Source organism: Paraburkholderia xenovorans (genome assembly GCF_046030735.1).
In the GTDB taxonomy this organism is placed as follows: Bacteria; Pseudomonadota; Gammaproteobacteria; order Burkholderiales; family Burkholderiaceae; genus Paraburkholderia; species Paraburkholderia xenovorans_A.
Genome location: NZ_JAQQBV010000004.1, coordinates 181076 through 205618, shown reverse-complemented (window position 1 = coordinate 205618; position 24543 = coordinate 181076). Strand labels below are relative to the sequence as shown.

The following is a 24543-nucleotide window of genomic DNA, read 5'->3' as shown; positions in this document are numbered from 1 at the left end:
GGTATCCAGGAAGGACAAAACCCCCGCGATTTGCATCGCGGGGGTTTTTTTATGCAGCGTGAAGGTCGCGCAGGGAAACGCTTAAACCGCCATCGGCGCCGTCAGCGGCTCATGATGCCGGTAGCCCACCAGCGAGAAATCCGACGGCTCGATTTTCTCGAGCCATTCCGGCTCGTACACGCCGGTTTTCGCATAGTCCGGCACCCGCTCCGAGATCGCGAACGACGGGCTTTCGTACGGCTCCCGTGTGAGCTGTTGCTGCAGCATGTCGAGCTGATTCTCGTAGATGTGCGCGTCGCCGATGAAATAGGTGAACCAGCGCGGCGTATAACCCGTCAGGCGGCCGACCAGATGCAGCAACGCCGCGCCTTCGGTCAGATTGAACGGCGTGCCGAGGCCGACGTCGTTGCTGCGGATGTACAGACACAGCGAAATCTCGCGGCGCGCGACGTTCGGCAGGAACTGATACAGCAGATGACAGGCCGGCAGCGCGATCTGATCGAGCACTGCGGGGTTCCATGCATGAAACAGAATGCGACGGTCGGCGGGGTTCTGCATGATCGTGTCGAGACACTGACGCAACTGGTCGATCGCCTTGTACAGCAGCACCTTCGGGCTGCCGTTCTCTTCGAATTGCGTCACCACCTGAAAGCCGCGCGCGGCGGCGTCGGCCAGCTGCGCGCTCGCGCCCGCGTCGAGCACCTTGTACGCGGGCCATTGGCGCCACTGCACGCCGTACACGTCGCCGAGATCGTCCGGGCCTTGCCGGTAGGGATTCGCAAGCCACTGCGGATTCTGGTTGGCATTCGCGTCCCACACTTTGCAGCCGAGATCGCGGAAATCCGCCGCGCTGCGCGACGCGCGCAGGAAGCCGACCAGTTCGCCCACGGCGGACTTGAACGCCAGCTTTTTCGTGGTCACCGCGGGGAAGCCCTGCTGGAGATCGAAACGCAACATCGCGCCCGGCATGCTGATGGTGCGGATGCCGGTGCGATTCTCCTGCCACGTGCCGGTGTCGAGAATCGTGCGAACGAGGTCCAGGTATTGTTTCATGCGGGTTCCTTCGACGGGACGCGCGTCCGGATGGAATCGGGCGCCTCGGGGATTAAGCGGAAAACCCGATTTTAACAAGCGTGACCGGACACTGTCCGGTCACGGCTCGCAACGAGGGAAATCGCGGGAAGGAGAGTCGGGCAAAGCCACGCACAACCGCCTCGCCTCAAAGATGCGGCACCGAAGCAGGCAACTCCCCATGCGGCGTGGACAGCGTCTCGCTTTCCATATGCCGCATCCCATGAGCGCACAGCAAGCGGTACAAGGTCACACGCGAGATGCCGAGTTCCTGGGCGGCGTCGCCGAGACGTCCGCGATGGCGCAGCAGCGCGAGTTCGATCGCCTGACGTTCGGCGGCCTCGCGCGCCTGCGCGAGCGACACCGGCACGATCTCCACATATTCGGCGAGTTCGAGATCGCGCGCCGTGATCGCGCGCCCTTCCGACATCACGATGGCGCGCCGCACGCGATTGATCAGCTCGCGCACATTGCCCGGCCAGCCGTAGTTATGCAGCGCCGCGATCGCATCGGGCGCGAAACCGCGCAGGCGGCGGCTTGCATCTTTCTTGAAACGTTCCAGCATGTGCCGCGCAAGCAGTTCGATATCCTTACCGCGTGCGCGCAACGGCGGTTCGTCGATCTGCAGCACGCACAGACGGTGATAAAGGTCGGAGCGGAAGCGCCCTTCGATCATCGCGGCGGTCATGTCCACGTGCGTGGCGGAGATGATGCGCACGTCGACCTCGATCGAGCCATGGCCGCCCAGCCGCTCCACCTTGCGTTCCTGCAGGAAGCGCAGCAGGCTCGCCTGGCTCTCCAGCGGCAGATCGCCGATTTCGTCGAGAAACAGCGTGCCGCCGTTGGCCGCTTCCACCCGGCCGATCTTGCGCTGGTTCGCGCCGGTGAACGCGCCGCGCTCATAGCCGAACAGTTCGGATTGCAACAGATGCGGCGGAATCGCGCCGCAATTGATCGGCACGAAAGGCGCATTGCGGCGCGCCGAGCGTTCGTGAATCGCGACCGCGGTCAATTCCTTGCCCGTGCCCGACTCGCCGGAGATGAACACCGGCGCGTCGGTCATCGCCACTTTGCGGATCGAGCGGAACAGCGCGAGCATCGCGTCGCACGAACCGACCATTTCGCCCTCGGCGCCTTGCGATGCATCGTTTGAAGCGGGTTCGCCCAGCGACACCATGCCATACGCATGACCGACCGAATCGACGATCCGATCGCCCGAGTACGGCACCGTGACGTAGTCGAAACAATAGTCGCGCACGAGCCGGCGCAGCGCGGCGTCCTGCAACTGGCCGGGCATCGTGGCCGCGACCCAGCCGACGTTCGGCATGGTCAGGCAGGACTCGAAAGCAGCAATCTCGTGCGGCTGAAAATGACTCGAAAGATCGAGCAAACCGCCCGCCGCCATACCGGCGCGAACGGCACGGCGCACGTCGCGCGCCGATCCCACGACTTCAACATGCCAGCCGCGCTGGTGAAACCGGCTATTCAATTCCGCGCTCGGATCGCGTGAAACATAAATCAGTTGCCGCGTTGCGGGTTCCATTATTCAGATCCTCTCGTCAACGAACGTTAAGGATGACGCACGCGCCTGAATGAGTTCAGACACGCTGACTCGATCGGGATTCGCAATAGCAAAACCCGAACGGTCATTCCATTCCGTGCGGACAGCTGATCCCCAAGAAAGCGGCGTGTGTGTTTGAGACGGCCCTTAACCAGGCTTTTTTAAATCTGAAGCTGTTTTCGAGAGCTTACTATACGCGCGCCGCCTGGAAAACAATTATGCGAATTTAATGGAGTAACTCCTTGTCCGGCACGGCTGCGCGGGCAATACAGCGTTATTCAGCCGATGAATAAAACAATTGTGGAAGCGCTTTTCCTAGTGTTCACCCGAAGGTAGTTCGTACCGCCGGGATTAACAAATAACAGGTATTTTCTGCCTGCCGTTTCAACGCTGAAACGTTTTTGACCGATTTCCCAATTATTACTCCGCAGATTGCGCGTCGCATCCCGTTGCATCAATGGATTGCGAGTGATGGCACACGTTTCGCTAAATGCTGTGCACCAAGGAGACACATCATGCGACTCGTTTTCCGCATCGATCCGGGCAGCATTGCATCACAGGCGGTGATTTGCACCGCAATGGCCTTGTTAATGGCGTTTTCTGCGAACGTCCATGCGCAGGACCCCGTTCTGGCGCAATCCGCCACGTTGGCCGAAACCGCCGATGCCGGCTCCGCCACCCTCGCGAGTCCGTCGCTCGCAGCGGTGGTCCCGCCGGATTCGACGGCCGCCGCGAAGGGTCCGGTGAACGGTTCGGCCAGCGGCCAACTCAGCGCCGATGCATTTGTGAACGACTTTTCCCTCGACGACCAGGCGTTGTCGCGGCAACGCGGCGGCGCGGTCGGCATGGTGATGGTGGCCGCGACGCCGCAGTTGATGCGCGGCAACGCAAGCGGCAGCACGGTGACGCTGTGGGACGAGATCGCCCCGCCCTCGCCGCTGCCGATTCCAGTCGATGCCGCGCGCGCCGCTCAGGGGAACGTCGCGAATTACCAGAGAAAGTAGCGCGAACCCATCAGGGATGCAAAACCGGCGGCGGTCGCGTACCCGACGACCCCACGCTTAAAAAGACCAGAAGCCCAAGGACCGATCATGACTTCCTCACCCGAGACACGGCGCGCCGCCAGGCCGCCGGCGGCACTGCTCACCCTGGCGCCGGCCGCCATCGCCGTCGCGATCGCTTTCGCCGGCACGCTGCTCAGCGCGGTAGCCGGCGCGCAGCAGGCCGTCAATCCGGGCGACATCATCGTCGAGCGTACGGTCACCCCGCGTGACGCATTCGTCCCCGTGCCGCGAAATCAGGACCCGGTTGCCGTGCGCGCCACCACGTTCCCCGCCAATACGTTCAATCCGGCCGTCGCCCAACTGGTCGGCGACACCGATCTGACGAACGCGCACGGTTCGAGCGGCGTGGCCGAAGGCGGCGTGCTGGGCGGCACGGGTATGCAGGCGGTCACGCAGATCCTGAGCGGCAAGGCGACCGGCAACAACGTCGCGCTGAACGCGGGCGGCATCGGCATGCCGGCGCCGGGAATCGGCGGCACGATCACCTCGTCGGTGACGGGTTCGCTCGCGCCGCTGTCGAATGTGTTGAACGGCGCGCTCGGAGGTCTGAAATGAGCTCGCTGAAATCCATGACCCCGCCCGGCTTCTCGCCACGGCGCGCAGCACTGCTCCTCTGCCTGAGCGGCGCGGCGCTGGTCGCCGGCCACGTTCGTGCGCAGGCGCTGCCGACGGTCAGCGCCACCTCGACGATCGGCAACGGCGCTGGCGCCGGCACGACGGGCGCGTTCACGGTCAACGAAACGGCCGGCCTCGACAACGCGCAGGCCAACCAGGTCACGGTCTCGAACGGCGGCGTCGTCGCCAATGCCAATGTCAGCGTGCAAAGCGCCTCGGTGGCCGCGAAGGTCACGAGCGCGCGGGCGTCGATCGAGGCCAACGCTTTTTCGAATACATCCGGCGCGGTGCTGGTGAACCAGTCCGCCGGAGCAGGGAATCTGCAGCGCAACAGCACGCAAATCGGTACTGCGGCGCTCGGAGTCGAGACCGTCTCGGATGGGGAGCTATCCGCGACGGCCCCGAAAAACGGAGGTTTGGGCCAATCCATCGGGGTTCATAGCGTGCGCGAGGCAAACATCTCAACCGATGCCTTCAAGAACGCAAGCGGGATCGTGCAGATCAACCAGACAGCCGGCGCCGGTAATGCCACGGCAAACAGTTTTGTGCTCCGTCCCCCGGCGGGCACTTTTTTTAACTGACCACACTTAAAGTATCGGAGCGAATCATGAAGCGCACTCTCATTGCTGCAGCCGTACTCGTCGCCGCTTCCAGCAGCGCGTTCGCCGCACCGCAAAAGGCCTACCTGTTCAATGCCACGCTGATCGGCGAAGCGGTCGGCGTCGAAGGTCTGGTGGGCCTGTACGGTTGCGTGCATGTGTCGAGCACGGCCGGCGCGGTCGTCAACAACAACCAGTCGGTCAACGTTCACGCGTCGCTCGATCCGCAAGCGCAAAGCTACACGACCGGCCACGTGACCACATCCGTCCACAACAACTCGTCGTCGATCAATGCGAGCGGCAGCGCGTTCCTCGTGACGGGCCAAAGCCATACGTCGTCGTCTTCCGGCGCGCAAGGCTACCAGGCATCGGGCGGCTATGTGTACGGCAGCCAGAGCAGCAGCGTGGCGGGCGGCGGCTATCAGACGAGCCAGCAGGCATCGGCGATCCAGGGCGGCTTCAGCCACACGAGCCAGAACGCCGGCGGCCATATCGCGGCGGGCGGCTCGATCGGCGGCAGCTACCAGTATCAGGGCTTCAATACGCCGTTCTTCGGCGAAGGCTCGGCGCACGCGAGCGGCGGCTTCCAGGCCGGCTACAACGAATCGAGCTATGCCAATTCGTCGGGCGTAGCGGGCGGCTTCGAAGCGTCGCAGGCATCCGGGCAAGGCAAGGTGTGGGGCTACAAAGCCAGTGAGGGTTCGGGCTTCGCCGCGGTCGGCGAACAGTCGTCGGGCTATCAGAACAGCAAGTCGTCTTCCACCGACGCCTACGGCGCCGCCTGGGGCCTCAACGCAAGCGTCGCGACCACCGACGTGACCGTCAGCGGCTCCGTCACGCAGCACATCAACACGCAAACGGCAGGCACGCTGACGGCCACCACCGGCGCCAACGCGGCCAACGGCGTGTCGGGCAACCTCGGCATCAACATCGCCGAAGGCATCAGCAACGCCCAGAGCAACGATGTGTCGCTCGCCTCGGTCGACATCGGCAACGTGTTCGGCAACGCGCAGATCTTCAACAACCAGACCTCGTCGGGGATGGCGAAGATCAACAACTTCAATCTGAACGCGTCGATCGGAGATGGCTCGCTGTCGGGTGTGACGGGCAATGTCGGGGTGAACGTCGCGTCGGGTATCGGCAACGTGCAAAACAACAGCCTTGCCGGCGCCGTGACGACGACCACGCCGGGCAACGCGCTGACCACCGCGATGGTCGCCACGGACGACAACTCGCAGAGCGCCAGCATGGCGGTCAAGGGTCAGTTCCAGGGCACGGCGATGTTGGGCGCGAACGCGCTGGCTAATGCGTCGGGCAACATCGGCGTGAACATCGCCGGCGGCGCGGGCAACCTGCAACACAACGGCCTCGCGATCGCCGCGCTGAACAGCGGTCATTGAGCTGACGATGTGATGCGAAAAACAGGCGCAGCAGTCTTACAAGCAGCCTGAAAGCAGTCGAAAAGCAGCAGTCGGGAGGTACGCGCCGGCGGCCAATGAAGCCGCCGGCGCGTGATAAGCGGGAGACCAGCATGTCCGGGTTCAAGGGGTTCCGGGCGCTACGCGTTGCGGTAGCGCTGGCAGGCTGCACGCTGTGCGTGGACCAGACTTACGCACAGGCGAGCATCGACACGTCGACGTTGGCGGGCGTTCCGCTGACCAAGACCGTGCGCTCGATGAAGGACATTCGCTACAGCCACATCGTCAGCCAGCAATTCGACTACAGCTGCGGTGCGGCGGCGCTCGCGACCCTCCTCAAATTCGGCTACGGCATCGATATTCCGGAAACCGAACTGATCCGCCGGATGATGGTGTTCTCGACGCCCGAGGTCGTGGTCAAGAACGGCTTCTCGATGCTCGACATGAAGAAGTTCGTCGAGACCATCGGCTTGCGCGGCCGCGGCTTCCGGGTCAACGCCGACGCCCTTCAACATTTGCAGATCCCCGTCATGGTGCTGATGAACATCGACGGGTACGAGCATTTCGTGATCGTCAAGCATGCACAGGACGGCCGCGTCTTCATCGCGGACCCGGCGCTCGGCAATCGCATCGTGCTCGCGGAGGACTTCGCGAAGACCTGGAACGGTCTCGTGTTCGCGGTCCTCGGCAAACCCTTCAGGGAGGATTCACCGCTGTTGCAGGACAACGAGTCGCTCGCGCTCAAGCTGCGCGCCAATGCGCTAGCCAACGGCACGGCCGCGACTCCCTTCGTCGAGTACGGCTTGATCAAGGCAGACCTGTTCTGACCCAACCATGAAGCATCATCTCTCAACTCTTCGCGCATCTTGTCTGACGCCGCTCAGTCTCGCGATCTGCGCGATCTCGTGCGGCGTCACGAGCGGCGCTCATGCCGCGGAAAGCGCCGCTTCGCCAGCGGTGCCCGTCGCCTTGTCCGCGTCGCTTGCGTCTCACGACATCGACACCGCGGTCGTCAAGGTACAGATGGTCGGCGACGACGTTCTCGCCACCCAGACCGGCAAATACGCCGGCGCCGCGATGATTTCCGGCTTCGTTCTGAACGTGATTTCGCAATGGCAGTTGCCCAACGGCGTGACCGCGCTCGCCCAGGGCACGCTCGGCGCGGTGCAGAACGCGGCCGGTCAACTGGTCAGCACCGTCAGCACGCTCGCCAGCGTGACGGGCGGCTCCGGCGGCAATCAGGCCGGCGGCACGGGAGCCAACCCGAACGCGCAGGCGACCGGCGGCCAGAGCATTTCCGTCAACGGCGTCTCGCAGATCACGCAGGTGGCCGGCGACAAAAACACCGGCACCAATTCCGCGCTGATCGATTTCAATTCAAATGCCGTGACGCTGGCGGGCACCGCCAATGCACCGTCGGCCACGGCCAGCAATTCGACCGGCTCGATCAAAGCCGGCATCTCGTTCGGCAGCAACGGCATCCGTGTCGCGCTGCAGACTCCGGCTGGGCTCGCCACCCAGACCATCATGCCAGGCAACGGGCAGATCGCCCAGTTGCTGCAAATCGCAGGCAATAACCAGCAAGTCGCCAACGCATTGCAGCTGAATTTGCAGACGCAGCAAATGTCGGCCTCGATGTTGCGGCAACTCGGCGTACTCCAGGCCCTGCAGAACTCAAGGAGATGACGACGCGGGCCGCCACCCGCCGACCACGAAATACACAGTAAGACACGCAGTAAATAAGGGCCGCGCAACGCCAGGAGACGGGCGGCGCGCGGCCGGAACACCGGGGGAGTACACAATGAAAAATCGTTTATCGACAAAGGTGCCGCGCATGGCACTGGCGGCCATTCCTGCCGCCGTGATGCTATTCGCGATTTCCCAGGGGGCGGACGCGCAGGCGCTCGCGGGACAGTCGGTTGAAGAACGGCTCAACACGTTGATGCGGGTCGTCGACGAACAGCAGCGGCAGATTCACTCGCTCGAGCGTCAGGTGACCAACCTCGAGATGGCGCAACGCGGCCGCGGCGCACCGGGCTACGGCGCGCCGGCGGGCAGCGAGGCGGTGGCCGAGCAGCCCGGCTCGGACGGCCTGCCGATGCCGCTGCCGCCGCTCGCGCAGCTCAGCCCGGGCACGCCGGCAACGGGTGGCAATACGGGCACGGCAACCGGCGTGCCGGTTTATCCGCCGTCGCCCGAGAACAACAATGCAGGCGGCCTGCCCCCGGCCACCGACGGCAGCGGCGCGATCGGCACCACGCAAAAGGCCGCCGAACCGGTCCGCACGCAGGCCGAAGAAGCGGTCGTGCAGCGCGAACACGCGCCGCTCTTCGACCACAAGCTGACGCTGGACTGGGGTATCAGCGACACCTACTACGACCGCCGTCAGTTGCAGTTGTCGGGCTTCCTCGCACTCGACGCGATTTTCCTCGGCAACATCAACCTCGGCGAAACCAAGTCGCACCAGGTGATGGCCGACCTCGACACGCGCTACGGTCTCACCGACCGGATGAGCATCGACGTCGACGTGCCGTACATCTACCGGCACAGCAACTTTATCGTCGGCGGCGCGGGCGGCGCGGCGAGCACGCTGTCGGACGCGTCGGTGAACGGCAGCAGCATCGGCGACGTGAACTTCGGGGTCTATTACCAGTTCCTGAAGGAAACCAATAGCCTGCCGGACGTGGTCGGCAGCCTGCGCTTCAAGGCGCCGACCGGCACCTCGCCGTTCGGCGAAAAGCTGGTGCAGGTCGACGCCAACAACACCAACCTGGTCGCGCCGAGCAAGCTGCCCACCGGTACCGGCTTCTGGAACATCACGGCGGGCGTCTCGCTGCTGAAGACCTACGACCCGGTCGTGCTGTTCGGCAGCCTGTCGTACACGTACAACGTCGCCCGTTCGTTCTCGGATATTTCTTCCGTGCAGGGACAGACGCAGCCGGCCACCGTCAAGCTCGGCGACATCGTGCAGTTCGGCGGCGGCGTCGCGCTGGCTTTCTCCGACAAGGACTCCGCGAGCATCTCGTACACGATGGCGCTCGAACCCGAATCGAAGACGCGCGCACCGGGAGGGTCGTACGAGAAAGTGCCGGGCAGCGAGACCACGGCGGCCGCGTTGAATTTCGGGCTGAACCACGTGGTCAACAAGCATCTGACCATCAACGGTTCGGTGTCGGTCGGCTTGACGCCGGACGCGCCGAACTTCGTGGTCGGCGTGCGCTTTCCGTACACCTTTTAACCCGTCAACGAATCGAGGTCGACCGTGCGTGAATCACCTCATCTGACCAGTGTGACTCCGGTGGCGGGAGTGGGATCGGCATCCGCTATGACGCTTGCGGCTGCGCAGGACATACCCGCGGCTCGCGCCGCCGCGGCGACGCTGACCGCGGTCGCGGGCGGCATCGCCGCGGTGGGCTTGCGCCACGGGCGCATGCTGCTGTACGTCGCGCGAACGCCTGACGAAACCCTGATCGCGCATCTGAAGAGCCGCGGCTGGCACGTCGTCGCCGCGCGCTCCGCGCATGAACTCGGCAAGCTCGTGAAGCCCGATCTCGCGTGCGCCGGCATCGTCGATCTGGCGAGCTTTGCGCCGCGCGATCTGGGCGGACTCGAAGCGAGCCTGCGCCAGCAGCAGGTCGGCTGGATCGCGCTCGCCACCCACGAACGGCTCAACGATCCGCTGGTGCGGCGGCTCGTGCGCCACTACTGCTTCGACTACGTGAAGATGCCGGTCGCGAATACGACGCTCGACTATCTGGTCGGCCACGCGTTCGGCATGGTGACGCTCTGCGAACCGGAACTGGCGCCGCCCGCGAGCGACGCCGGCGACGAGGAAATGGTCGGCACCTGCGACGCGATGCAGCAGCTCTTTCGCACGATCCGCAAGGTGGCCAACACCGACGCGAGCGTGTTCATCTCCGGCGAGTCGGGCACCGGCAAGGAGCTCACTGCGCTGGCGATTCACGAACGCTCGCCGCGCCGCAAGGCGCCGTTCATCGCGATCAATTGCGGGGCGATTCCGCATCATCTGTTGCAGTCCGAACTGTTCGGCTACGAGCGCGGCGCGTTCACCGGCGCGAATCAGCGCAAGATCGGCCGGGTCGAAGCGGCCGACGGCGGTACGCTGCTGCTCGACGAAATCGGCGATCTGCCGCTGGAGAGCCAGGCGAGCCTGCTGCGCTTTCTGCAGGAAGGCAAGATCGAACGGCTCGGCGGCCGCGAGTCGATTCCGGTCGACGTGCGGATCATTTCGGCCACTCACGTGGATCTCGAAGGCGCGATGCGTGACGGCCAGTTCCGCGCCGATCTGTTTCACCGCCTGTGCGTGCTGCGCGTGGACGAACCGCCGCTGCGCGCGCGCGGCAAGGACATCGAAATTCTCGCGCATCACATCCTGCACAAGTTCAAGACCGACAGCGCGCGCAAGATTCGCGGCTTCACGCCGTCGGCGATCGAGGCGCTCTATAGCTACAACTGGCCCGGCAATGTGCGCGAGCTGATCAACCGGGTGCGCCGCGCGATCGTGATGGCGGAGAACAAGCTGATTTCCGCCGACGACCTCGACCTCGCGCAATTCACCGCACAGCAGACGACGACGCTGTCGCAAGCCCGCGAGGTCGCCGAGAAACGCGCGATCGAGGCCGCGTTGTTGCGGCATCGGCATCGGCTGAACGAGGCGGCGGTCGATCTGAATATTTCGCGGGTCACGTTGTACCGGTTGATGGGACAGCACGGCTTGCGCGAACTGAGCGGCGCGGAGGACGATGCCGGGCACGCGTGACGTCTATCGCGGACGCCTGTCGCGCGGGCGGCCCCGGGCCGGTCTCCGGCCAGTCCCGGGTTGGCACTTGCGGCTCAGGTAGAATCGATCCGGTTACGTTCCCTTCTCCATTCGATGACGACGCTCACCCTGATCGTCGCTCGCGCCAACAACGGCGTGATCGGCCGCGACAACCAGTTGCCCTGGCGACTTCCCGAAGACCTCGCGTTCTTCAAGCGCACCACGATGGGTGCGCCCATCATCATGGGCCGCAAGACGCATGAATCGATCGGCCGGCCGCTGCCGGGGCGCCGCAACATCGTCGTGACACGCGACGCCGCGCGCCGCTTCCAGGGCTGCGACGCGGCCACCACGCTCGAAGAGGCGCTGAAGCTGGCCGCACAGGATCAGGCGCCGGAGGCGTTTCTGATCGGCGGCGCGCAGTTGTACGCGGAAGGGTTGCGGCAAGCGGACAAGCTGATCGTCACCGAGATTTCCGCCGACTTCGAAGGCGACGCGACCTTCCCCGAGCTCGATGAAAACGAATGGGAAGAAGTCGCACATGAAACGCATCGTGCGGATGCGCCGAACGATTTCGATTATGCGTTCGTGACTTATAAGCGTAAGGGTGCCTGAGTCCGGACGCTGAGGTTGAAAAAAACGCCACGCAGTTGCTTGCGTGGCGTTTTCGTTTGCAGCGTGTCAGCGCGCCTGCCGTCTGCGCGCATCGTCCTTACTGCCCGGCGATCGTCATCCGTTCGATCAGCACCGAGCCGGTCTGCTTGGTGCCGCGCGTGATCGTATCCGCGCCGATCGCGACGATATGGCGGAACATCTCCTGCAACGTGCTCGCCACGGTAATTTCCTCGACCGGATACTGGATCTTGCCGTTCTCGACCCAGAAGCCCGACGCGCCACGCGAATAATCGCCCGTCACGTAGTTCACGCCCTGCCCCATCAGTTCGGTCAGCAACAGGCCCGTGCCGAGCTTCTTCAGCATCGCTTCGAAGTCGTCTTCCGGGCGCGTGTTCGAACTCTTCAGCGACAGGTTGTGCGAGCCGCCCGCATTGCCGGTGGTCTGCATGCCGAGCTTGCGCGCCGAATAGGTGGACAGGAAATAACCTTCGACCACACCGTCCTTCACCACCGAACGCTGCTTCGTGCGCACGCCTTCTTCGTCGAACGGCGCGCTGCCCATCGCCCGCGCGACATGCGGATCTTCGACCACCTGCACGTGCGGCGCGAACACCGGCTTGCCGAGGCTATCGACGAGGAACGAGGTCTTGCGGTACAGCGCGCCGCCGCTGGTCGCCTGCACGAACGCACCGAGGATGCCGGCCGCGAGCGGCGCTTCGAACAGCACCGGCACCTTGCGCGTATCGAGCCCGCGCGCGCCGATGCGCGCCAGCGCCCGCTGTGCCGCATAACGGCCCACCGCTTCCGGATTGGCCAGATCGTCCGCGCTGCGGGTCGACGTGTACCAGTCGTCGCGCTGCATGTTGCGCCCGCTGCCGGCGATCGGCGCGCACGCAATGTAGTGCCGCGAGTACGGATAGCCGGCGAGGAAGCCGCGCGACGTGGCCAGCACGAACTGCGAGTGCTGCGCCGAGACGCTCGCGCCCTCGGAGTTCCTGATCTGCGGATCGGTGGCGAACGCCGCGTCTTCCGCGCGACGGGCGAGTTCCACCGCTTCGTCGGCGTTCAGATTCCACGGGTGATACAGATCGAGGTCGCGCGGCGCGGTTTCGAGCAGGTCGGCTTCGGCAAGGCCCGCGCAGTCGTCTTCGGCGGTGAAGCGCGCGATGTTGTACGCGGCCGCCACCGTGTCCTTCAAAGCCTGCGACGAAAAGTCCGAGGTGCTGGCGTTGCCGCGCTTGTTGCCGATGAACACCGTCACGCCGACCATCTTGTCGCGGTTGTGTTCGATCGTCTCGACTTCGCCGCGCCGCACGGAGACCGACAGGCCGTCGCCTTCGGAAATCTCGGTTGCCGCATCGGTGCCGCCGAGCGACTTCGCGTGACGCAGGATGTCCGAGGCGATTTCCTTCAGTTCATCCTGGGTATGCGGAAAAAAGCGCTGCTTGACGTCCATGTCTGCTGCCATTGTCGTTGCCGTCCTGTTGGGGCCGCGCGGCCCTGAGTGTTCGCAAATGCACGGCGTGCACGTTGGCACGCCCGGTCATCCCGCTATGCATCCCGCGATCATAGCAAGGTAAGCGAAGCTGTACCTGGCATTCGCCGGGCTCGGCCAGCGCGCGGTCGTGGCCGAATGCGCGCGCGACGGCCGGCGCAGTTGCGCTTGCGCACGGCGACACAGGCGGTTCGGCAGGCGCGGCACGCTACAATATCGGTATGACACGCAAAACCCGCATTCAACCCATCGAGTCCGCCGAGCCGGAAGTCGACGAAAACGGCTACGACCGTCCCAGCAAGTCCCAACTCAAGCGCGAAATGCACGAGTTGCAGGAACTGGGCTCGGCGCTGATCGCGCTGCCGAAAGACGCGCTCAAGCGCATGCCGATGCCCGAAAAACTCGACGACGCCGTGCGCGAAGCGCGCCGCATCACCGACCACGAAGGCAAACGCCGCCAGGTGCAGTACGTCGGCCGCGTGATGCGTTCGCTGCTGGAAGAGGAAATCGCCGCGCTGCGCACCGCGCTCGACAAATACAACGGCGTCAACAAGGCGGAAACGGCCAAGTTGCACTGGATCGAGCGCACCCGCGAAAAACTGCTCGCCGACGACGCCGCGCTGACCGAATTCATCCGTGTACATCCGAACGTCGATCCGCAGCAAGGCCGCACGCTGATCCGCAACGCCCGCAAGGAAGCGCAGTTGAGCAAGCCGCCGCGCTACTTCCGCGAACTGTTCCAGTGGATCAAGAACGCGGACGGCCAGTCCGCCGAGACCGATTCCGATGCCGAAGAAAGCCTGGAAGACGACGACGATGACGACCGCGACGCCTGAGCCCACTCACCGCGCGACGCGCCGGCACCCTGACGAAATCGTGATCGGCCTCGTGTCGGTCAGCGACCGCGCGTCGGCCGGCGTGTACGAGGACAAGGGGATTCCGGCGCTGCAGGAATGGCTCGGCGCGGCGCTGACCTCGCCGTTCCAGTTGATCACGCGCCTGATCCAGGACGACGCCGCCACTATTTCCGCGACGCTGACGGAACTGGTGGACGAAGTCGGCTGCGATCTGGTGTTGACCACCGGCGGCACCGGCCCGTCGCGCCGGGATGTGACGCCCGAAGCGACTTTGGCGGTGGCCACGAAAGAAATGCCCGGTTTCGGCGAGCAGATGCGCCAGATCAGCCTGAATTTCGTGCCGACCGCGATTCTGTCGCGCCAGGTGGCGGTGATCCGCGAAACCGCCGATCACGCAGCGTTGATCGTCAATTTGCCGGGTCAGCCGAAGTCGATCAGGGAAACACTGGAAGGTCTGCGCGACGGCGAAAGCGGCGCGGTGAAAGTGCCGGGCATTTTCGCCGCGGTGCCGTATTGCATCGACCTGATCGGCGGCCCGTATGTGGAAACGCATGCCGAGGTCGTGAAAGCGTTCCGGCCTAAAAACGCTGTGCGCAAGGGTTGAGATTCGCGGGTGAAACTGCGGCGGCGCAACTTCTGCTGCCGCAGTTCCCGGTCTTACTCCGCAGCCGCCGCGTCAGGCGCCGACGGAATCAGGAAATGCTCGCGGTAGTACTTCAGCTCGTCGATCGATTCGTGGATGTCGGCCAGCGCCGTGTGCATCGCGCGCTTCTGGAAGCCCTTGTAGATCGCCGGCTGCCAGCGGCGGCACAGTTCCTTCAGCGTGCTGACGTCGAGATTGCGGTAATGGAAGAAGCGCTCCAGATCCGGCATCCAGCGCGCCATGAAACGACGATCCTGGCAGATCGAGTTGCCGCACATCGGCGATTTGCCGGGCGGCACGTAAGCGCTGAGGAAATCGCGAATCTGTTCGGTCGCGTCGGCCTCGCTCACCGTCGACGCCTTCACCCGGTCGATCAGGCCCGAGCGGCCATGCGTGTTCTGGTTCCACTGATCCATTTTGGCAAGCGTCTCGTCGCTCTGATGAATCGCGAGCACCGGGCCTTCGACCAGCCGGTCGAGCGTGGAATTGGTCACCACCACCGCGATTTCGATGATGCGGTCGGAATCCGGCTCGAGTCCGGTCATTTCCATGTCCAGCCAGACGAGGTTCATGTCGCTGCGCACGAGCGGCGGCTGGTCGGTGGAGGCGAGGATGTCAGTCATGAAGGCAACCCTGGTGACCGGGCGAGCGGTTTGCTGGAAGCCGGGTTCGATGCCCGTATTCCAGACGCTACGCCGCGGCGATTGTTCGTTTGAAATTGGTTTGAGCCGGTTTTGGCTTACCTCCCGCCTGCCGGCGGGAAGAAACATATAATTCTCGCATAGATACCACGGAATCCCCGGATGCCTACCCTGTACTTCACCGTTCTGTTCGTCGTCGCCGTCGTGGCGATGGTCGGCACCAAACTGTGGCTCGCGTCGCGACAGATCCGCTTCGTCGCCGGCCATCGCGAGCAGGTGCCGAGCCAGTTTGCCGGCACCATCGCACTGAGCGCGCACCAGCGCGCCGCCGACTACACCGTCGAACGCACGCGCCTCACGATGATCGAGATCGTCGTCAGCGCGGCCGTGCTCATCGGCCTGACGCTGCTCGGCGGCGTGCAGGCGCTCGATCTGGCGCTCTCCGACTGGCTCGGCCGCGGCTATGTCGGTCAGATCGCGCTGGTCGCCGCCGTGATCGCGATCACGAGCGTGATCGACCTGCCGTTCGACTATTACCGCCAGTTCGTGGTCGAGCAGCGCTTCGGCTTCAACCGGATGAGCAAGGGTATTTTCTTCGTCGACCGGCTCAAGGGTGTGCTGCTCGGCGCCGCGTTCGGCTTGCCGCTGCTGTTCGTCGTGTTGTGGCTGATGAACCGCGCGGGCGATTTGTGGTGGCTGTGGACGTGGATCGTCTGGGTCGCGTTCCAGATGCTGGTGCTGGTGCTGTATCCGTCGTTTATCGCGCCGCTTTTCAACAAGTTCGAGCCGCTCAAGGACGAAGCGCTGAAGAGCCGCATCGAAGCGTTGATGCAGCGCTGCGGTTTTGCCGCAAAGGGCCTGTTCGTGATGGACGGCAGCCGCCGCTCCGCGCACGGCAACGCGTACTTCACCGGCTTCGGCGCGGCCAAGCGGATCGTGTTCTTCGACACGCTGCTCGCACGCCTGTCCGGCAACGAGATCGAAGCGGTGCTCGCGCACGAGCTCGGCCATTTCAAGCGGCGTCACGTGATCAAGCGGATGCTGGTCACGTTCGCGATCAGCCTCGTGATGCTCGCGTTGCTCGGCTGGCTCACGCAATGCGTGTGGTTCTACGAAGGGCTCGGCGTGCGCCCTTCGCTGATCGGCGGTAACAGCGGCCTTGCACTGGTGCTGTTCTTCCTCGCGTTGCCGGTGTTCCTGTTTTTCGTGACGCCGCTCGGCAGCCTCAGCTCGCGCAAGCACGAGTTCGAAGCCGACGCGTTCGCCGCCACGCAAACCGATGCGCAAGACCTCGTCAACGCGCTCGTCAAACTGTACGAAGACAACGCGTCGACCCTGACGCCCGATCCGCTCTATACCGCGTTCTACTATTCGCATCCGCCGGCGTCGCAGCGGATCGACCGACTGCTGCGGCACGCATGAGCGGCCGCTCCCCGAAGAAGGCGCCGCGCGCGTCGTCCAGCACGCGCGTGGGCGGCCTTGTCGTGGCCGCGCATGGCCGCCACTATCTGGTCGCGCCGGAAGACGGCAGCCCGATGCTCCAGTGCTTTCCGCGCGGCAAGCGCAGCGAAGTGGCGGTCGGCGATCGGGTGATTTACGAGCCCACTTCCGCCGATCAAGGCGTGATCGTCGAAATCGGCGAGCGGCGCAATCTGCTGTATCGCTCGGATCAGTACAAGTCGAAGCTGTTTGCGGCGAACCTCGATCAGTTGCTGATCGTGCTCGCCACCGAACCGCATTTCAGCGAAGACCTGCTCGGCCGCGCGCTGGTCGCCGCCGAGGCGAACGAGCTGAAGCCGTTGATCGTGCTGAACAAGATCGACGTCGAAGCCGAACTGGCCCACGCGCGTGCGCGGCTCGAACGCTATACGGCGTTGGGTTATACGGTGGTGGAGGTGTCGATCAAGACTCAGCCTGAAGCTGCGCGCGCCGCGTTGATCGAGCATCTGCACGCTCATTCGACGTTGCTGCTCGGCCAGTCGGGGATGGGCAAGTCGACGCTTGTGAATCTGTTGATTCCGAATGCCGAAGTGGCGACGCGCGAGATTTCGACCGCGTTGAACAGCGGGCGCCACACCACCACGTTCACGCGGCTCTATCCGTTGCCGGACAGTCCGGACGGTGTAGGCGGCGCGCTGATCGATTCGCCGGGCTTCCAGGAATTCGGCTTGCATCATCTGACCGAAGGACGGCTCGAGCGCGCGTTCCCGGAGTTCCGGCCGCTGCTGGCGAATTGCCGCTTCTACAACTGCCATCATCTGCACGAGCCGGGTTGCGCGATTCTCGAAGCGGTCGCCGACGGCCGCATCCGTCGCGAACGGCATGCGCTGTATGCGCAACTGGTTCACGAAGCCAGCCAGATCGTGCGCTGACCGCGCTTGATCCATCCCTGACGGATTCCATTCACGATGAAATTGATGCGCGCGCCGAATCTGATCATCGGACAGCACTGGATCAATGTGCTGAAGACGGCGGGCATCGATTGCGAATTGCACAACCGCTATCTGAACGGCGCGCTCGGCGACATTCCGGCGGATCAATGCGCGCCGGAGTTGTGGCTCGTCGACGAGCGCGACGAAGCAATGGCGCGCAGGCTGATCGAAGCGGCGCGACGTGGGCCGGCGGCGGGTTCGCCTGGGTGGCGATGCCGTCAGTGCGGTGAGATGCTCGAGCCGCAGTTCACCGTGTGCTGGCAGTGCGGGACGGAGCGGGATCCGCTGGATGGGTGATGCCAGTACTGGCCAATAAAAAACCGGGCAGTTCAATTGCCCGGTTTTTTATTATTGCCTACGTCCACACACGTTAGCGCGACTTCAAGCGAGCCACACTGCGATTGTCAGCATCAACAACAAGATCATCCACAGCACCACCGCGCGCCAAACCAGACCGACCGCCGACTGAAGCGTGCGCGGCGTGCAGTCGTCGCCGACCTGCATCGGACCGCCGTCGCCGGTGGCGAGCGCGTCGAGGCTCGACGGTTCCGCGAGCGGCCCGCTCAGGCGCGCGCCAAGCGCACCGCTTCCCGCAGCAAGCAACACGCCGTCGTTCGCATCCGGCCACTGACGCGCATGGTTGCGCCATGCATAGATCGCGTCCTCGAAATTGCCGACGATCGCAAAACCCAGCGACGTGAGCCGCGACGGCACCCAGTCGATCACAAAAAACGCGCGTTGCGCAAAGCTCGAAAACGCGACCGTGCGATCGTCGACCGGCCGCGCCCATGTACGCGCCAGATACTCGGCGATCCGGTACAACACCGCGCCCGCCGGCCCGACCGGAATCAGAAACCAGAAGAACACGCCGAACACATGGCGATGCGACGCGACCACCGCATGAATCAGCGTATGACGCACGATCTCGCTGACCGGCATATCGACGGTATCGAGACCGGTCCATTCGTTGAGGATTTCACGCGCACGCGGCACGTCGTCGTTATTCAACGCGAGGTGGATGTCGGTGAAGTAATGGCTGAACTGGCGAAAGCCGAGCGTGAAATAAAGCACCGCGACGTTCCACAGAAACGCGAGTGCGAAATGAATGTGGTACAGCACGTAGTAGACGAGCGCCACGGCCAGTGTCCACGGCACCACCACCACCAGCCACGCGAGCAAACCGTGCTTCGGCTTGCCGGCATCGAATCCGTGCGCCGCCGACTCCGCATGGTATTGAAGCAACGCCGACACCGGATTGTTCGGCGACAGCGCGCGTACCTGTTCAATGATCAGAGCCAGCAATACGGAGAAAAAAGTCATGCGGTGCGCCGTGCTTTTCGAGTTTTACGATTATTTTATAACGATAGCACAGGGCCGGATGCCGCTGAGGGCAGACGTCGACAAACGCGCGGTAAGCGCGTGGTTCGTTGCAATCATGCTGCAAGAAAGCGGTAGAAGTTGCGCAGCATTGCCGCCGTCGCGCCCCAGATGAAGTGATAGCCGCCCATCTGCGGCTCGCCGTCGGCCGATGCGACCGATGCCGCGCGCGGATACGGCATTGCGAAGAAGCGCCGCTCGCCGCCTTCCCAGCGGAACACGCGTTCTTCATGGTGCGCGGGGTTCATCAGGAAACTGAGCGGCACTTCGAACACTTCGGCGACTTCGAGCGCGTCGGCCTTCAGCGTGAACGGCGGATGCACGAGACCGATCACCGGCGTCACGCAAAAACCCGTGCCGGTCAGGTAGTCGGGCAATGCACCGAGAATCTCCACACGCGATGGGTCGAGGCCGACCTCTTCCTGTGCTTCACGCAGCGCGGTGGCCGTTGCGTCGGCATCGAACGGTTCGTGACGACCGCCAGGAAAACTCACCTGGCCTGCGTGGTCGTTCAGATGATCGGCACGTTGGGTCAACAGGACGGTCAGGCCGGTGTCGCGAATCACCAGCGGCACCAGCACGGCCGCGACACGCGGATCCCCCTGCGTGTTGCGCCACGGTACTTCGATAATCGGTTCAGGGGTCCAGGCGAGGCGCTGTTCGAAACGCGCGCGCAACGCGTCGGGCGTCAGGAGGCCGGCCGCCACCGACGGCAGATCGGCGCCGGTCGCCGCGACAGGCAGTGTTTCGGGCTCAAAGACGGGGCGGATCAACGGGTTTCTCGGAACGGGCAGTTATCGGAATGGGGGGAAATTCAAACATCCGCTATTCTGACCTGGCAAACAAAAAAGCACCCGCGAGGGTGCTTTTTCTTACAGCTTTTACGCTTCGGCAGCGTTGCGATCTTTCTTCGCAACCAGCTTTTCCTTGATCCGGGCCGACTTGCCCGAACGGTCGCGCAGGTAGTACAGCTTTGCACGACGCACATCGCCACGACGCTTCACGACGATGCTTGCCAGCAGCGGCGAGTACGTCTGGAACGTACGCTCGACGCCTTCGCCCGACGAAATCTTGCGGACGATGAACGACGAATTCAGACCACGGTTACGCTTGGCGATCACGACGCCTTCGTAAGCCTGAACGCGCTTACGCGTACCTTCAACCACGTTCACGCTGACGATCACCGTGTCGCCGGGGGCGAATTCGGGGATGGTCTTCTCGCCGAGGGCGCGCGCGATTTCTTCCTGCTCGAGTTTTGCAATCAGATTCATCACTGACTCCTAAGTCCATCTTGTCGGCGTTCGTACCTGCCTCGTGAAGACACTTGGCTACGGCCCCGATAGAGGATGGGTTCACATCTGGCGCCGTACACGCATGTGCGGCACCGCCTATGTCCGCTCGAAAGACCCAAGGCGCTATGCCTTCGACGCTTCCTTCGCGAGACTCGCAAGCCATGCCTCGTCGGCACGGCTCAACATCTTGTTCTGCCTGGCCTTCACGATCAGATCAGGCCGTTTGTTCAACGTATTGCGCAATGCTTCGCGCCGACGCCACGCTTCGATTTCCGCATGATGGCCGCCGAGCAGCACATCAGGCACACGCACGCCGTCGTATTCCTCAGGACGCGTGTAATGCGGACAATCCAGCAGCACATTGACAAAACTGTCCTGCACCGCCGACTGCGAGTCGTTCAGCACGCCGGGCAACTGACGCACCACGGCATCCATCAACGCCATCGCGGGCAGCTCGCCGCCCGACAGCACGAAGTCGCCAAGGCTGACTTCTTCGTCGACGACACGGTCCAGCAGACGCTGATCGATCGCTTCGTAACGCCCGCACAACAGGATCAAACCGGGCTCGGCAGCAAACCGCATCACGCGTTCGTGATTCAACGTGGCGCCTTGCGGGGACATCATCACGACGCGCGCCGTGCCGATACCCTGCTCCGCCTGCGCCGCTTTCGCCGCGCCGATCGCGTCTTCCAGAGGCTTGGCCAGCATCACCATGCCGGGGCCGCCGCCATAAGGACGATCGTCGATTGTGCGGTAGTTGTCGGTTGTGAAATCGCGTGGATTCCACGTGCGCAAACCGTAGCGCTCCTGCTTCGCCGCCCGGCTGGTGATACCCCAGTCGGTCAGCGCGCGAAACATGTCAGGAAAGAGCGTCACGACATCGAACTGCATCGCTCTCTCCGTTCAGCGAATGATTTAGTAATCGGCTTCCCACTCGACGGTAATCTGCTTCGCCGCCTGATCCACCGTTTTGACAAAGACGCCGACGAACGGGATCAAACGCTCGCCGGTGACCGGCTTACCGTTTTTGTCGGTATCCGGATATTCGATGCGCAACACCGAGTGCGCACCGTTGTCGATCATGTCTGCAACCTTGCCGAGGGCCACCCCGGCAACGTTCACCACATCCAGGCCGAGCAGGTCGACCCAGTAGAATTCGTCGGCCGCGAGTGCCGGAAATTCGCTACGGCTGACATACACGCGGGAGCCGCGCAGTGCCAGCGCCACATCGCGGTCAGCAATGCCGCCCAGATGGGCCACCACACTGTCGCTATGCGTTTTTGCCTGCAATGACGGCGCCGACTTGCGCTCCTGGCCTTTGATCAGCCACCAGCGCTTCGCGCTCAGCAATGCGTCGCCGCCATGGCCGGCATCCACATGCGCGGCGACCTTGACCCAGCCTTTGAGGCCGTAAGCGTCGACGATTGCACCGACCTCGACCGCATCGGCCGGCCAGCTTTCCGCCGTTTCCACGCGCATTTCTGCCGCTGCGGAACCGGCGGTAGCGACTTCGGCTTTCGCCTTGCCCTCGGCCCGTTCGACCGGCTTGCGGACGAATGCGCCGAACGGCTTCTGATCAGACGTCTTGGCGCGCGGGGCCGCTGCTTTTGAGGCTTCTGCCTTTACGTCCGCGGAACTGCCGGAATCACGTTCAGACATCAGGGAACCCTCTAAAGAATCTCGCCACCAGCTTCGACGCCTGCTTCAGTAAAACTCGCGCATCGGACTGCTTGCGGCATTGCCGCGAGCCGTCGGCCGAACCGACGACGATACGCAGACTCGCGCCGACCCGCGCAAACTCACGGGTTCTCGCCGCAATTAAGCAGCCGGCTGCGCCTTTGCAGCTTCCTTCACCAGACGCTCGACGGTCGGCGACAGTTGTGCGCCAACGCCTTGCCAGTACGTCAGGCGATCTTGAGCGATACGCAGCGACTCACCCTTCGTAGCGACCGGGTTGTAGAAGCCAACGCGCTCGATGAAGCGGCCGTCACGACGGTTACGCGAATCGGTTGCGACGATGTTGTAGAACGGGCGCTTCTTGGAGCCGCCACGAGCCAAGCGGATGATGACCATATTAGAATCCTTGAAAACCGGGGTGCGGAACGACTGAAACACGCGATTATAGCGGGAAACCAACGCCATAACAAACACTTACGGGGATAAACTGAGGCAACAGGCCGCGCCGGCCTTCCTGGCGTGGCTCCCGGACAACGCGAAGTCGCCCGAACCACCTGACGGAAAGCCCGTGAAACTCCTGCCGCAGACTACCTTTTTGCTCAATTCGTTTAACTTTCCGGCCGACGCCGACGTCGGCGCCGGGCGTGCGTTCCGGACTTGGGCCCTGCGCGCCGCCGCGTTATTCCTCGCGGCCGCCACGTTGCCGGCGTTGGCCGCGCTGCCGGTCGAGCGCATCAAGTTGCCGCCCGGGTTCCATATCGAGGTGCTGTCCGACGCCGTTCCCAGCGCGCGCGCGATGGCGCTGTCGCCGAAAGGCGTTCTCTATATAGGTAGCCTCGACGGTCATATCTACGCGCTCGAATTGCAGAACGGGCGCGTGAGCGCTCGCCATGTCATTGCCTCCGGGCTGGAAACGCCCGCAGGCGTGGCCTGGCACGACGGCGCGCTGTATGTGTCGGCAGTTTCGACAATACTGCGCTTCGACGCAATTGACGCCCATCTGAACGATCCGCCCAAGCCGGTCGTCGTGACCGACAAACTGCCGACGGAAACCCATCACGGCTGGAAATTCATCGCGTTCGGGCCGGATGGCAAGCTGTATGTACCGCAGGGTGCGCCCTGCAACGTGTGTGTGAAAGACCGCGACCGCTACGGACTGCTCGCCCGCATGGGCGCCGACGGCAGCCACTACGAAGTGGTAGCGCGCGGCATCCGCAACACGGTCGGCTTCGCGTGGCATCCGGTAACGCACGACCTGTGGTTCACCGACAACGGCCGCGACCTGATGGGCGACGACATCCCGGACGACAAACTCAACCGCGCGCCCCGCGCGGGCATGGACTTCGGCTTCCCCTACTGCCACGGCGGCGATACGCCCGACCCCGAGTTCGGCAAGGGCCACCCGTGCAGTTCGTTCACGCCGCCGGTGGTCAAACTCGGCGCGCACGTCGCGGCGCTCGGCATGCGCTTTTACACAGGACCGATGTTTCCGGCGACCTACCGCAACAGTATTTTCATCGCCGAGCACGGTTCGTGGAATCGCAGCAAGAAAGTGGGTTACCGCGTCGTGCGTGTGAGCACCGATCCGGACGGGAGCAACGCTCATCAAGAAGTGTTTGCCGAGGGCTGGCTTCAGCCGGGCGAGTCCGTATGGGGCCGCCCGGCAGACGTCCTACCGATGCCCGACGGTTCACTGCTGATCAGCGACGACTACGCCGGCGCAGTCTATCGTGTCACCTATTCAACACCCTGACGGCATTCGCGCGGAGTGCCGAGCGAGGAAATCCGGCGCCATACACGATCCGCTATGCCGATGCGCTCATAAGCCACGTGGCCGCCGACGCGCACCGGGCGTAGAATGCGCGTCGATCCGCGCCCACCGTCGCGCCGCGCCCTCCGACCTACTGCCACCCTGCCCCCGCCTACATGTCCACCCAGGTTTCGAGTTCCCCGCGCTTCAGATCCAAAACGATTACCGCCGCGCTGGCATTCTTCTTCGGCAGCCTCGGCGCGCACCGCTTCTATCTGTACGGGATGCGCGACATCTACGGCTGGGCGCATCTGCTCGGCACGTTGATCGGCATTCCAGGCGCGCTGCTCGTGGTAGCGAGCGAGCGGAGTTCGATGCTCGGCTGGGCGCTCGCATTGCCGGGCGCCGTTTCGCTGCTCGCCGCCTTCCTTGCCGCGATCGTCTACGGCTTGCGCCCGGACGAAAAATGGGACGCGCAATTCAACGCGCAAACCCAGCGAAAAAGCCGCTCGGGCTGGACGGTCATCTTCGTCGTGATCTTCTCGCTGCTGATCGGCGCGTTCCTGCTGATGACCGGACTGGCCATCTCGTTCCAGACTTACTTCGAAAGCCAGGTTCAAGCGGCCAAAGCGTTGTCGCAATAACACCGCGAGGCG

Annotated in this window: 26 protein-coding genes; 16 read left to right on the top strand and 10 right to left on the bottom strand. The window is 63.7% G+C overall.

The window, feature by feature from the left end:
- Positions 1 to 81: 81 nt before the first annotated feature.
- Positions 82 to 1053 carry a thymidylate synthase gene (locus PQQ51_RS05635; protein WP_408495499.1) on the bottom strand — a complete coding sequence of 324 codons (972 nt, stop codon included), beginning with the start codon at positions 1051 to 1053 and terminating at the stop codon, positions 82 to 84.
- A 166-nt stretch (positions 1054 to 1219) separates the two neighbouring features.
- A complete protein-coding gene (locus PQQ51_RS05630; RefSeq protein ID WP_408495497.1) occupies positions 1220 to 2614 on the bottom strand; it encodes a sigma-54 dependent transcriptional regulator in 1395 nt (464 codons plus the stop codon).
- A gap of 533 nt (positions 2615 to 3147) precedes the next feature.
- On the opposite strand from PQQ51_RS05630, the gene PQQ51_RS05625 reads away from it, so the two are divergent.
- The 9 genes from PQQ51_RS05625 to PQQ51_RS05585 all read left to right on the top strand — a co-directional run bounded on the left by PQQ51_RS05625 (position 3148) and on the right by PQQ51_RS05585 (position 11723).
- Positions 3148 to 3636, top strand: a complete 489-nt coding sequence (locus PQQ51_RS05625) for a hypothetical protein (RefSeq protein ID WP_408495495.1) — start codon at positions 3148 to 3150, stop codon at positions 3634 to 3636.
- An 87-nt stretch (positions 3637 to 3723) separates the two neighbouring features.
- The gene (locus PQQ51_RS05620) at positions 3724 to 4251 is read left to right on the top strand and encodes a FapA family amyloid fibril periplasmic chaperone (RefSeq protein ID WP_408495493.1); all 528 of its coding nucleotides are present in this window, start codon (positions 3724 to 3726) and stop codon (positions 4249 to 4251) included.
- The gene (locus tag PQQ51_RS05615; protein WP_408495491.1) at positions 4248 to 4892 is read left to right on the top strand and encodes a FapB/FapC family functional amyloid domain-containing protein; all 645 of its coding nucleotides are present in this window, start codon (positions 4248 to 4250) and stop codon (positions 4890 to 4892) included. The genes PQQ51_RS05620 and PQQ51_RS05615 overlap by 4 nt, the downstream gene beginning before the upstream one ends.
- 26 nt (positions 4893 to 4918) lie before the next feature.
- Positions 4919 to 6310: a FapB/FapC family functional amyloid domain-containing protein gene (locus PQQ51_RS05610; protein ID WP_408495489.1), complete on the top strand. Its 1392-nt coding sequence runs from the start codon at positions 4919 to 4921 to the stop codon at positions 6308 to 6310.
- Between the two features lie 131 nt (positions 6311 to 6441).
- Complete coding sequence (locus PQQ51_RS05605) at positions 6442 to 7155, top strand: C39 family peptidase (RefSeq protein ID WP_408495487.1); 714 nt, start codon at positions 6442 to 6444, stop codon at positions 7153 to 7155.
- A gap of 7 nt (positions 7156 to 7162) precedes the next feature.
- Positions 7163 to 8014: a peptidase C39 gene (locus tag PQQ51_RS05600; RefSeq protein WP_408495485.1), complete on the top strand. Its 852-nt coding sequence runs from the start codon at positions 7163 to 7165 to the stop codon at positions 8012 to 8014.
- A gap of 115 nt (positions 8015 to 8129) precedes the next feature.
- On the top strand, positions 8130 to 9566 hold the full coding sequence (locus PQQ51_RS05595) for a hypothetical protein (RefSeq protein WP_408495483.1): 1437 nt from the start codon (positions 8130 to 8132) through the stop codon (positions 9564 to 9566).
- Between the two features lie 192 nt (positions 9567 to 9758).
- Entirely contained in the window at positions 9759 to 11108 is a 1350-nt protein-coding gene (locus tag PQQ51_RS05590; protein WP_408495706.1) for a sigma-54 dependent transcriptional regulator, read from the top strand.
- A 114-nt stretch (positions 11109 to 11222) separates the two neighbouring features.
- A complete protein-coding gene (locus tag PQQ51_RS05585; protein WP_408495481.1) occupies positions 11223 to 11723 on the top strand; it encodes a dihydrofolate reductase in 501 nt (166 codons plus the stop codon).
- A gap of 97 nt (positions 11724 to 11820) precedes the next feature.
- On the opposite strand, the gene pmbA is transcribed toward PQQ51_RS05585, so the two are convergent.
- The gene (pmbA, locus tag PQQ51_RS05580) at positions 11821 to 13191 is read right to left on the bottom strand and encodes a metalloprotease PmbA (RefSeq protein ID WP_408495479.1); all 1371 of its coding nucleotides are present in this window, start codon (positions 13189 to 13191) and stop codon (positions 11821 to 11823) included.
- Positions 13192 to 13439: 248 nt separating this feature from the next.
- Here pmbA and yjgA point away from each other — a divergent pair, with 248 nt between their 5' ends.
- Both yjgA and mog read left to right on the top strand, forming a co-directional pair.
- Positions 13440 to 14054 (top strand): ribosome biogenesis factor YjgA, encoded by a 615-nt coding sequence (gene yjgA, locus PQQ51_RS05575; protein WP_408495477.1) that lies wholly within the window; start codon positions 13440 to 13442, stop codon positions 14052 to 14054.
- Positions 14035 to 14679, top strand: a complete 645-nt coding sequence (gene mog, locus PQQ51_RS05570) for a molybdopterin adenylyltransferase (RefSeq protein WP_408495705.1) — start codon at positions 14035 to 14037, stop codon at positions 14677 to 14679. Before yjgA ends, mog begins: the two co-directional genes overlap by 20 nt.
- A gap of 53 nt (positions 14680 to 14732) precedes the next feature.
- Here mog and orn read toward each other — a convergent pair whose 3' ends face one another.
- Complete coding sequence (orn, locus tag PQQ51_RS05565) at positions 14733 to 15341, bottom strand: oligoribonuclease (protein ID WP_408495475.1); 609 nt, start codon at positions 15339 to 15341, stop codon at positions 14733 to 14735.
- A gap of 180 nt (positions 15342 to 15521) precedes the next feature.
- On the opposite strand from orn, the gene PQQ51_RS05560 reads away from it, so the two are divergent.
- The 3 genes from PQQ51_RS05560 to PQQ51_RS05550 are packed head-to-tail and all read left to right on the top strand — an operon-like array spanning position 15522 to position 18088.
- On the top strand, positions 15522 to 16781 hold the full coding sequence (locus tag PQQ51_RS05560; protein ID WP_408495473.1) for a M48 family metallopeptidase: 1260 nt from the start codon (positions 15522 to 15524) through the stop codon (positions 16779 to 16781).
- Positions 16778 to 17731, top strand: coding sequence for a ribosome small subunit-dependent GTPase A (gene rsgA, locus PQQ51_RS05555; RefSeq protein ID WP_408495471.1), 954 nt, complete (start codon positions 16778 to 16780; stop codon positions 17729 to 17731). The genes PQQ51_RS05560 and rsgA overlap by 4 nt, the downstream gene beginning before the upstream one ends.
- Positions 17732 to 17767: 36 nt before the next feature.
- A complete protein-coding gene (locus tag PQQ51_RS05550) occupies positions 17768 to 18088 on the top strand; it encodes a putative signal transducing protein (protein WP_408495469.1) in 321 nt (106 codons plus the stop codon).
- An 84-nt stretch (positions 18089 to 18172) separates the two neighbouring features.
- Here PQQ51_RS05550 and PQQ51_RS05545 read toward each other — a convergent pair whose 3' ends face one another.
- The 6 genes from PQQ51_RS05545 to rpsP all read right to left on the bottom strand — a co-directional run bounded on the left by PQQ51_RS05545 (position 18173) and on the right by rpsP (position 22533).
- Complete coding sequence (locus PQQ51_RS05545; RefSeq protein ID WP_408495467.1) at positions 18173 to 19111, bottom strand: CobD/CbiB family protein; 939 nt, start codon at positions 19109 to 19111, stop codon at positions 18173 to 18175.
- Between the two features lie 113 nt (positions 19112 to 19224).
- The gene (locus tag PQQ51_RS05540) at positions 19225 to 19941 is read right to left on the bottom strand and encodes a CoA pyrophosphatase (protein WP_408495465.1); all 717 of its coding nucleotides are present in this window, start codon (positions 19939 to 19941) and stop codon (positions 19225 to 19227) included.
- A gap of 108 nt (positions 19942 to 20049) precedes the next feature.
- Positions 20050 to 20439: a 50S ribosomal protein L19 gene (rplS, locus tag PQQ51_RS05535; protein WP_310814272.1), complete on the bottom strand. Its 390-nt coding sequence runs from the start codon at positions 20437 to 20439 to the stop codon at positions 20050 to 20052.
- A 144-nt stretch (positions 20440 to 20583) separates the two neighbouring features.
- Complete coding sequence (gene trmD, locus PQQ51_RS05530; RefSeq protein ID WP_408495462.1) at positions 20584 to 21351, bottom strand: tRNA (guanosine(37)-N1)-methyltransferase TrmD; 768 nt, start codon at positions 21349 to 21351, stop codon at positions 20584 to 20586.
- Between the two features lie 24 nt (positions 21352 to 21375).
- Complete coding sequence (rimM, locus tag PQQ51_RS05525) at positions 21376 to 22119, bottom strand: ribosome maturation factor RimM (RefSeq protein WP_408495460.1); 744 nt, start codon at positions 22117 to 22119, stop codon at positions 21376 to 21378.
- A 159-nt stretch (positions 22120 to 22278) separates the two neighbouring features.
- Positions 22279 to 22533, bottom strand: coding sequence for a 30S ribosomal protein S16 (gene rpsP / locus PQQ51_RS05520; protein ID WP_007180912.1), 255 nt, complete (start codon positions 22531 to 22533; stop codon positions 22279 to 22281).
- A 172-nt stretch (positions 22534 to 22705) separates the two neighbouring features.
- Here rpsP and PQQ51_RS05515 point away from each other — a divergent pair, with 172 nt between their 5' ends.
- Positions 22706 to 23890 (top strand): PQQ-dependent sugar dehydrogenase, encoded by a 1185-nt coding sequence (locus PQQ51_RS05515; protein ID WP_408495458.1) that lies wholly within the window; start codon positions 22706 to 22708, stop codon positions 23888 to 23890.
- 173 nt (positions 23891 to 24063) lie between these two features.
- Entirely contained in the window at positions 24064 to 24531 is a 468-nt protein-coding gene (locus PQQ51_RS05510) for an NINE protein (RefSeq protein WP_408495456.1), read from the top strand.
- Positions 24532 to 24543 lie beyond the last annotated feature (12 nt).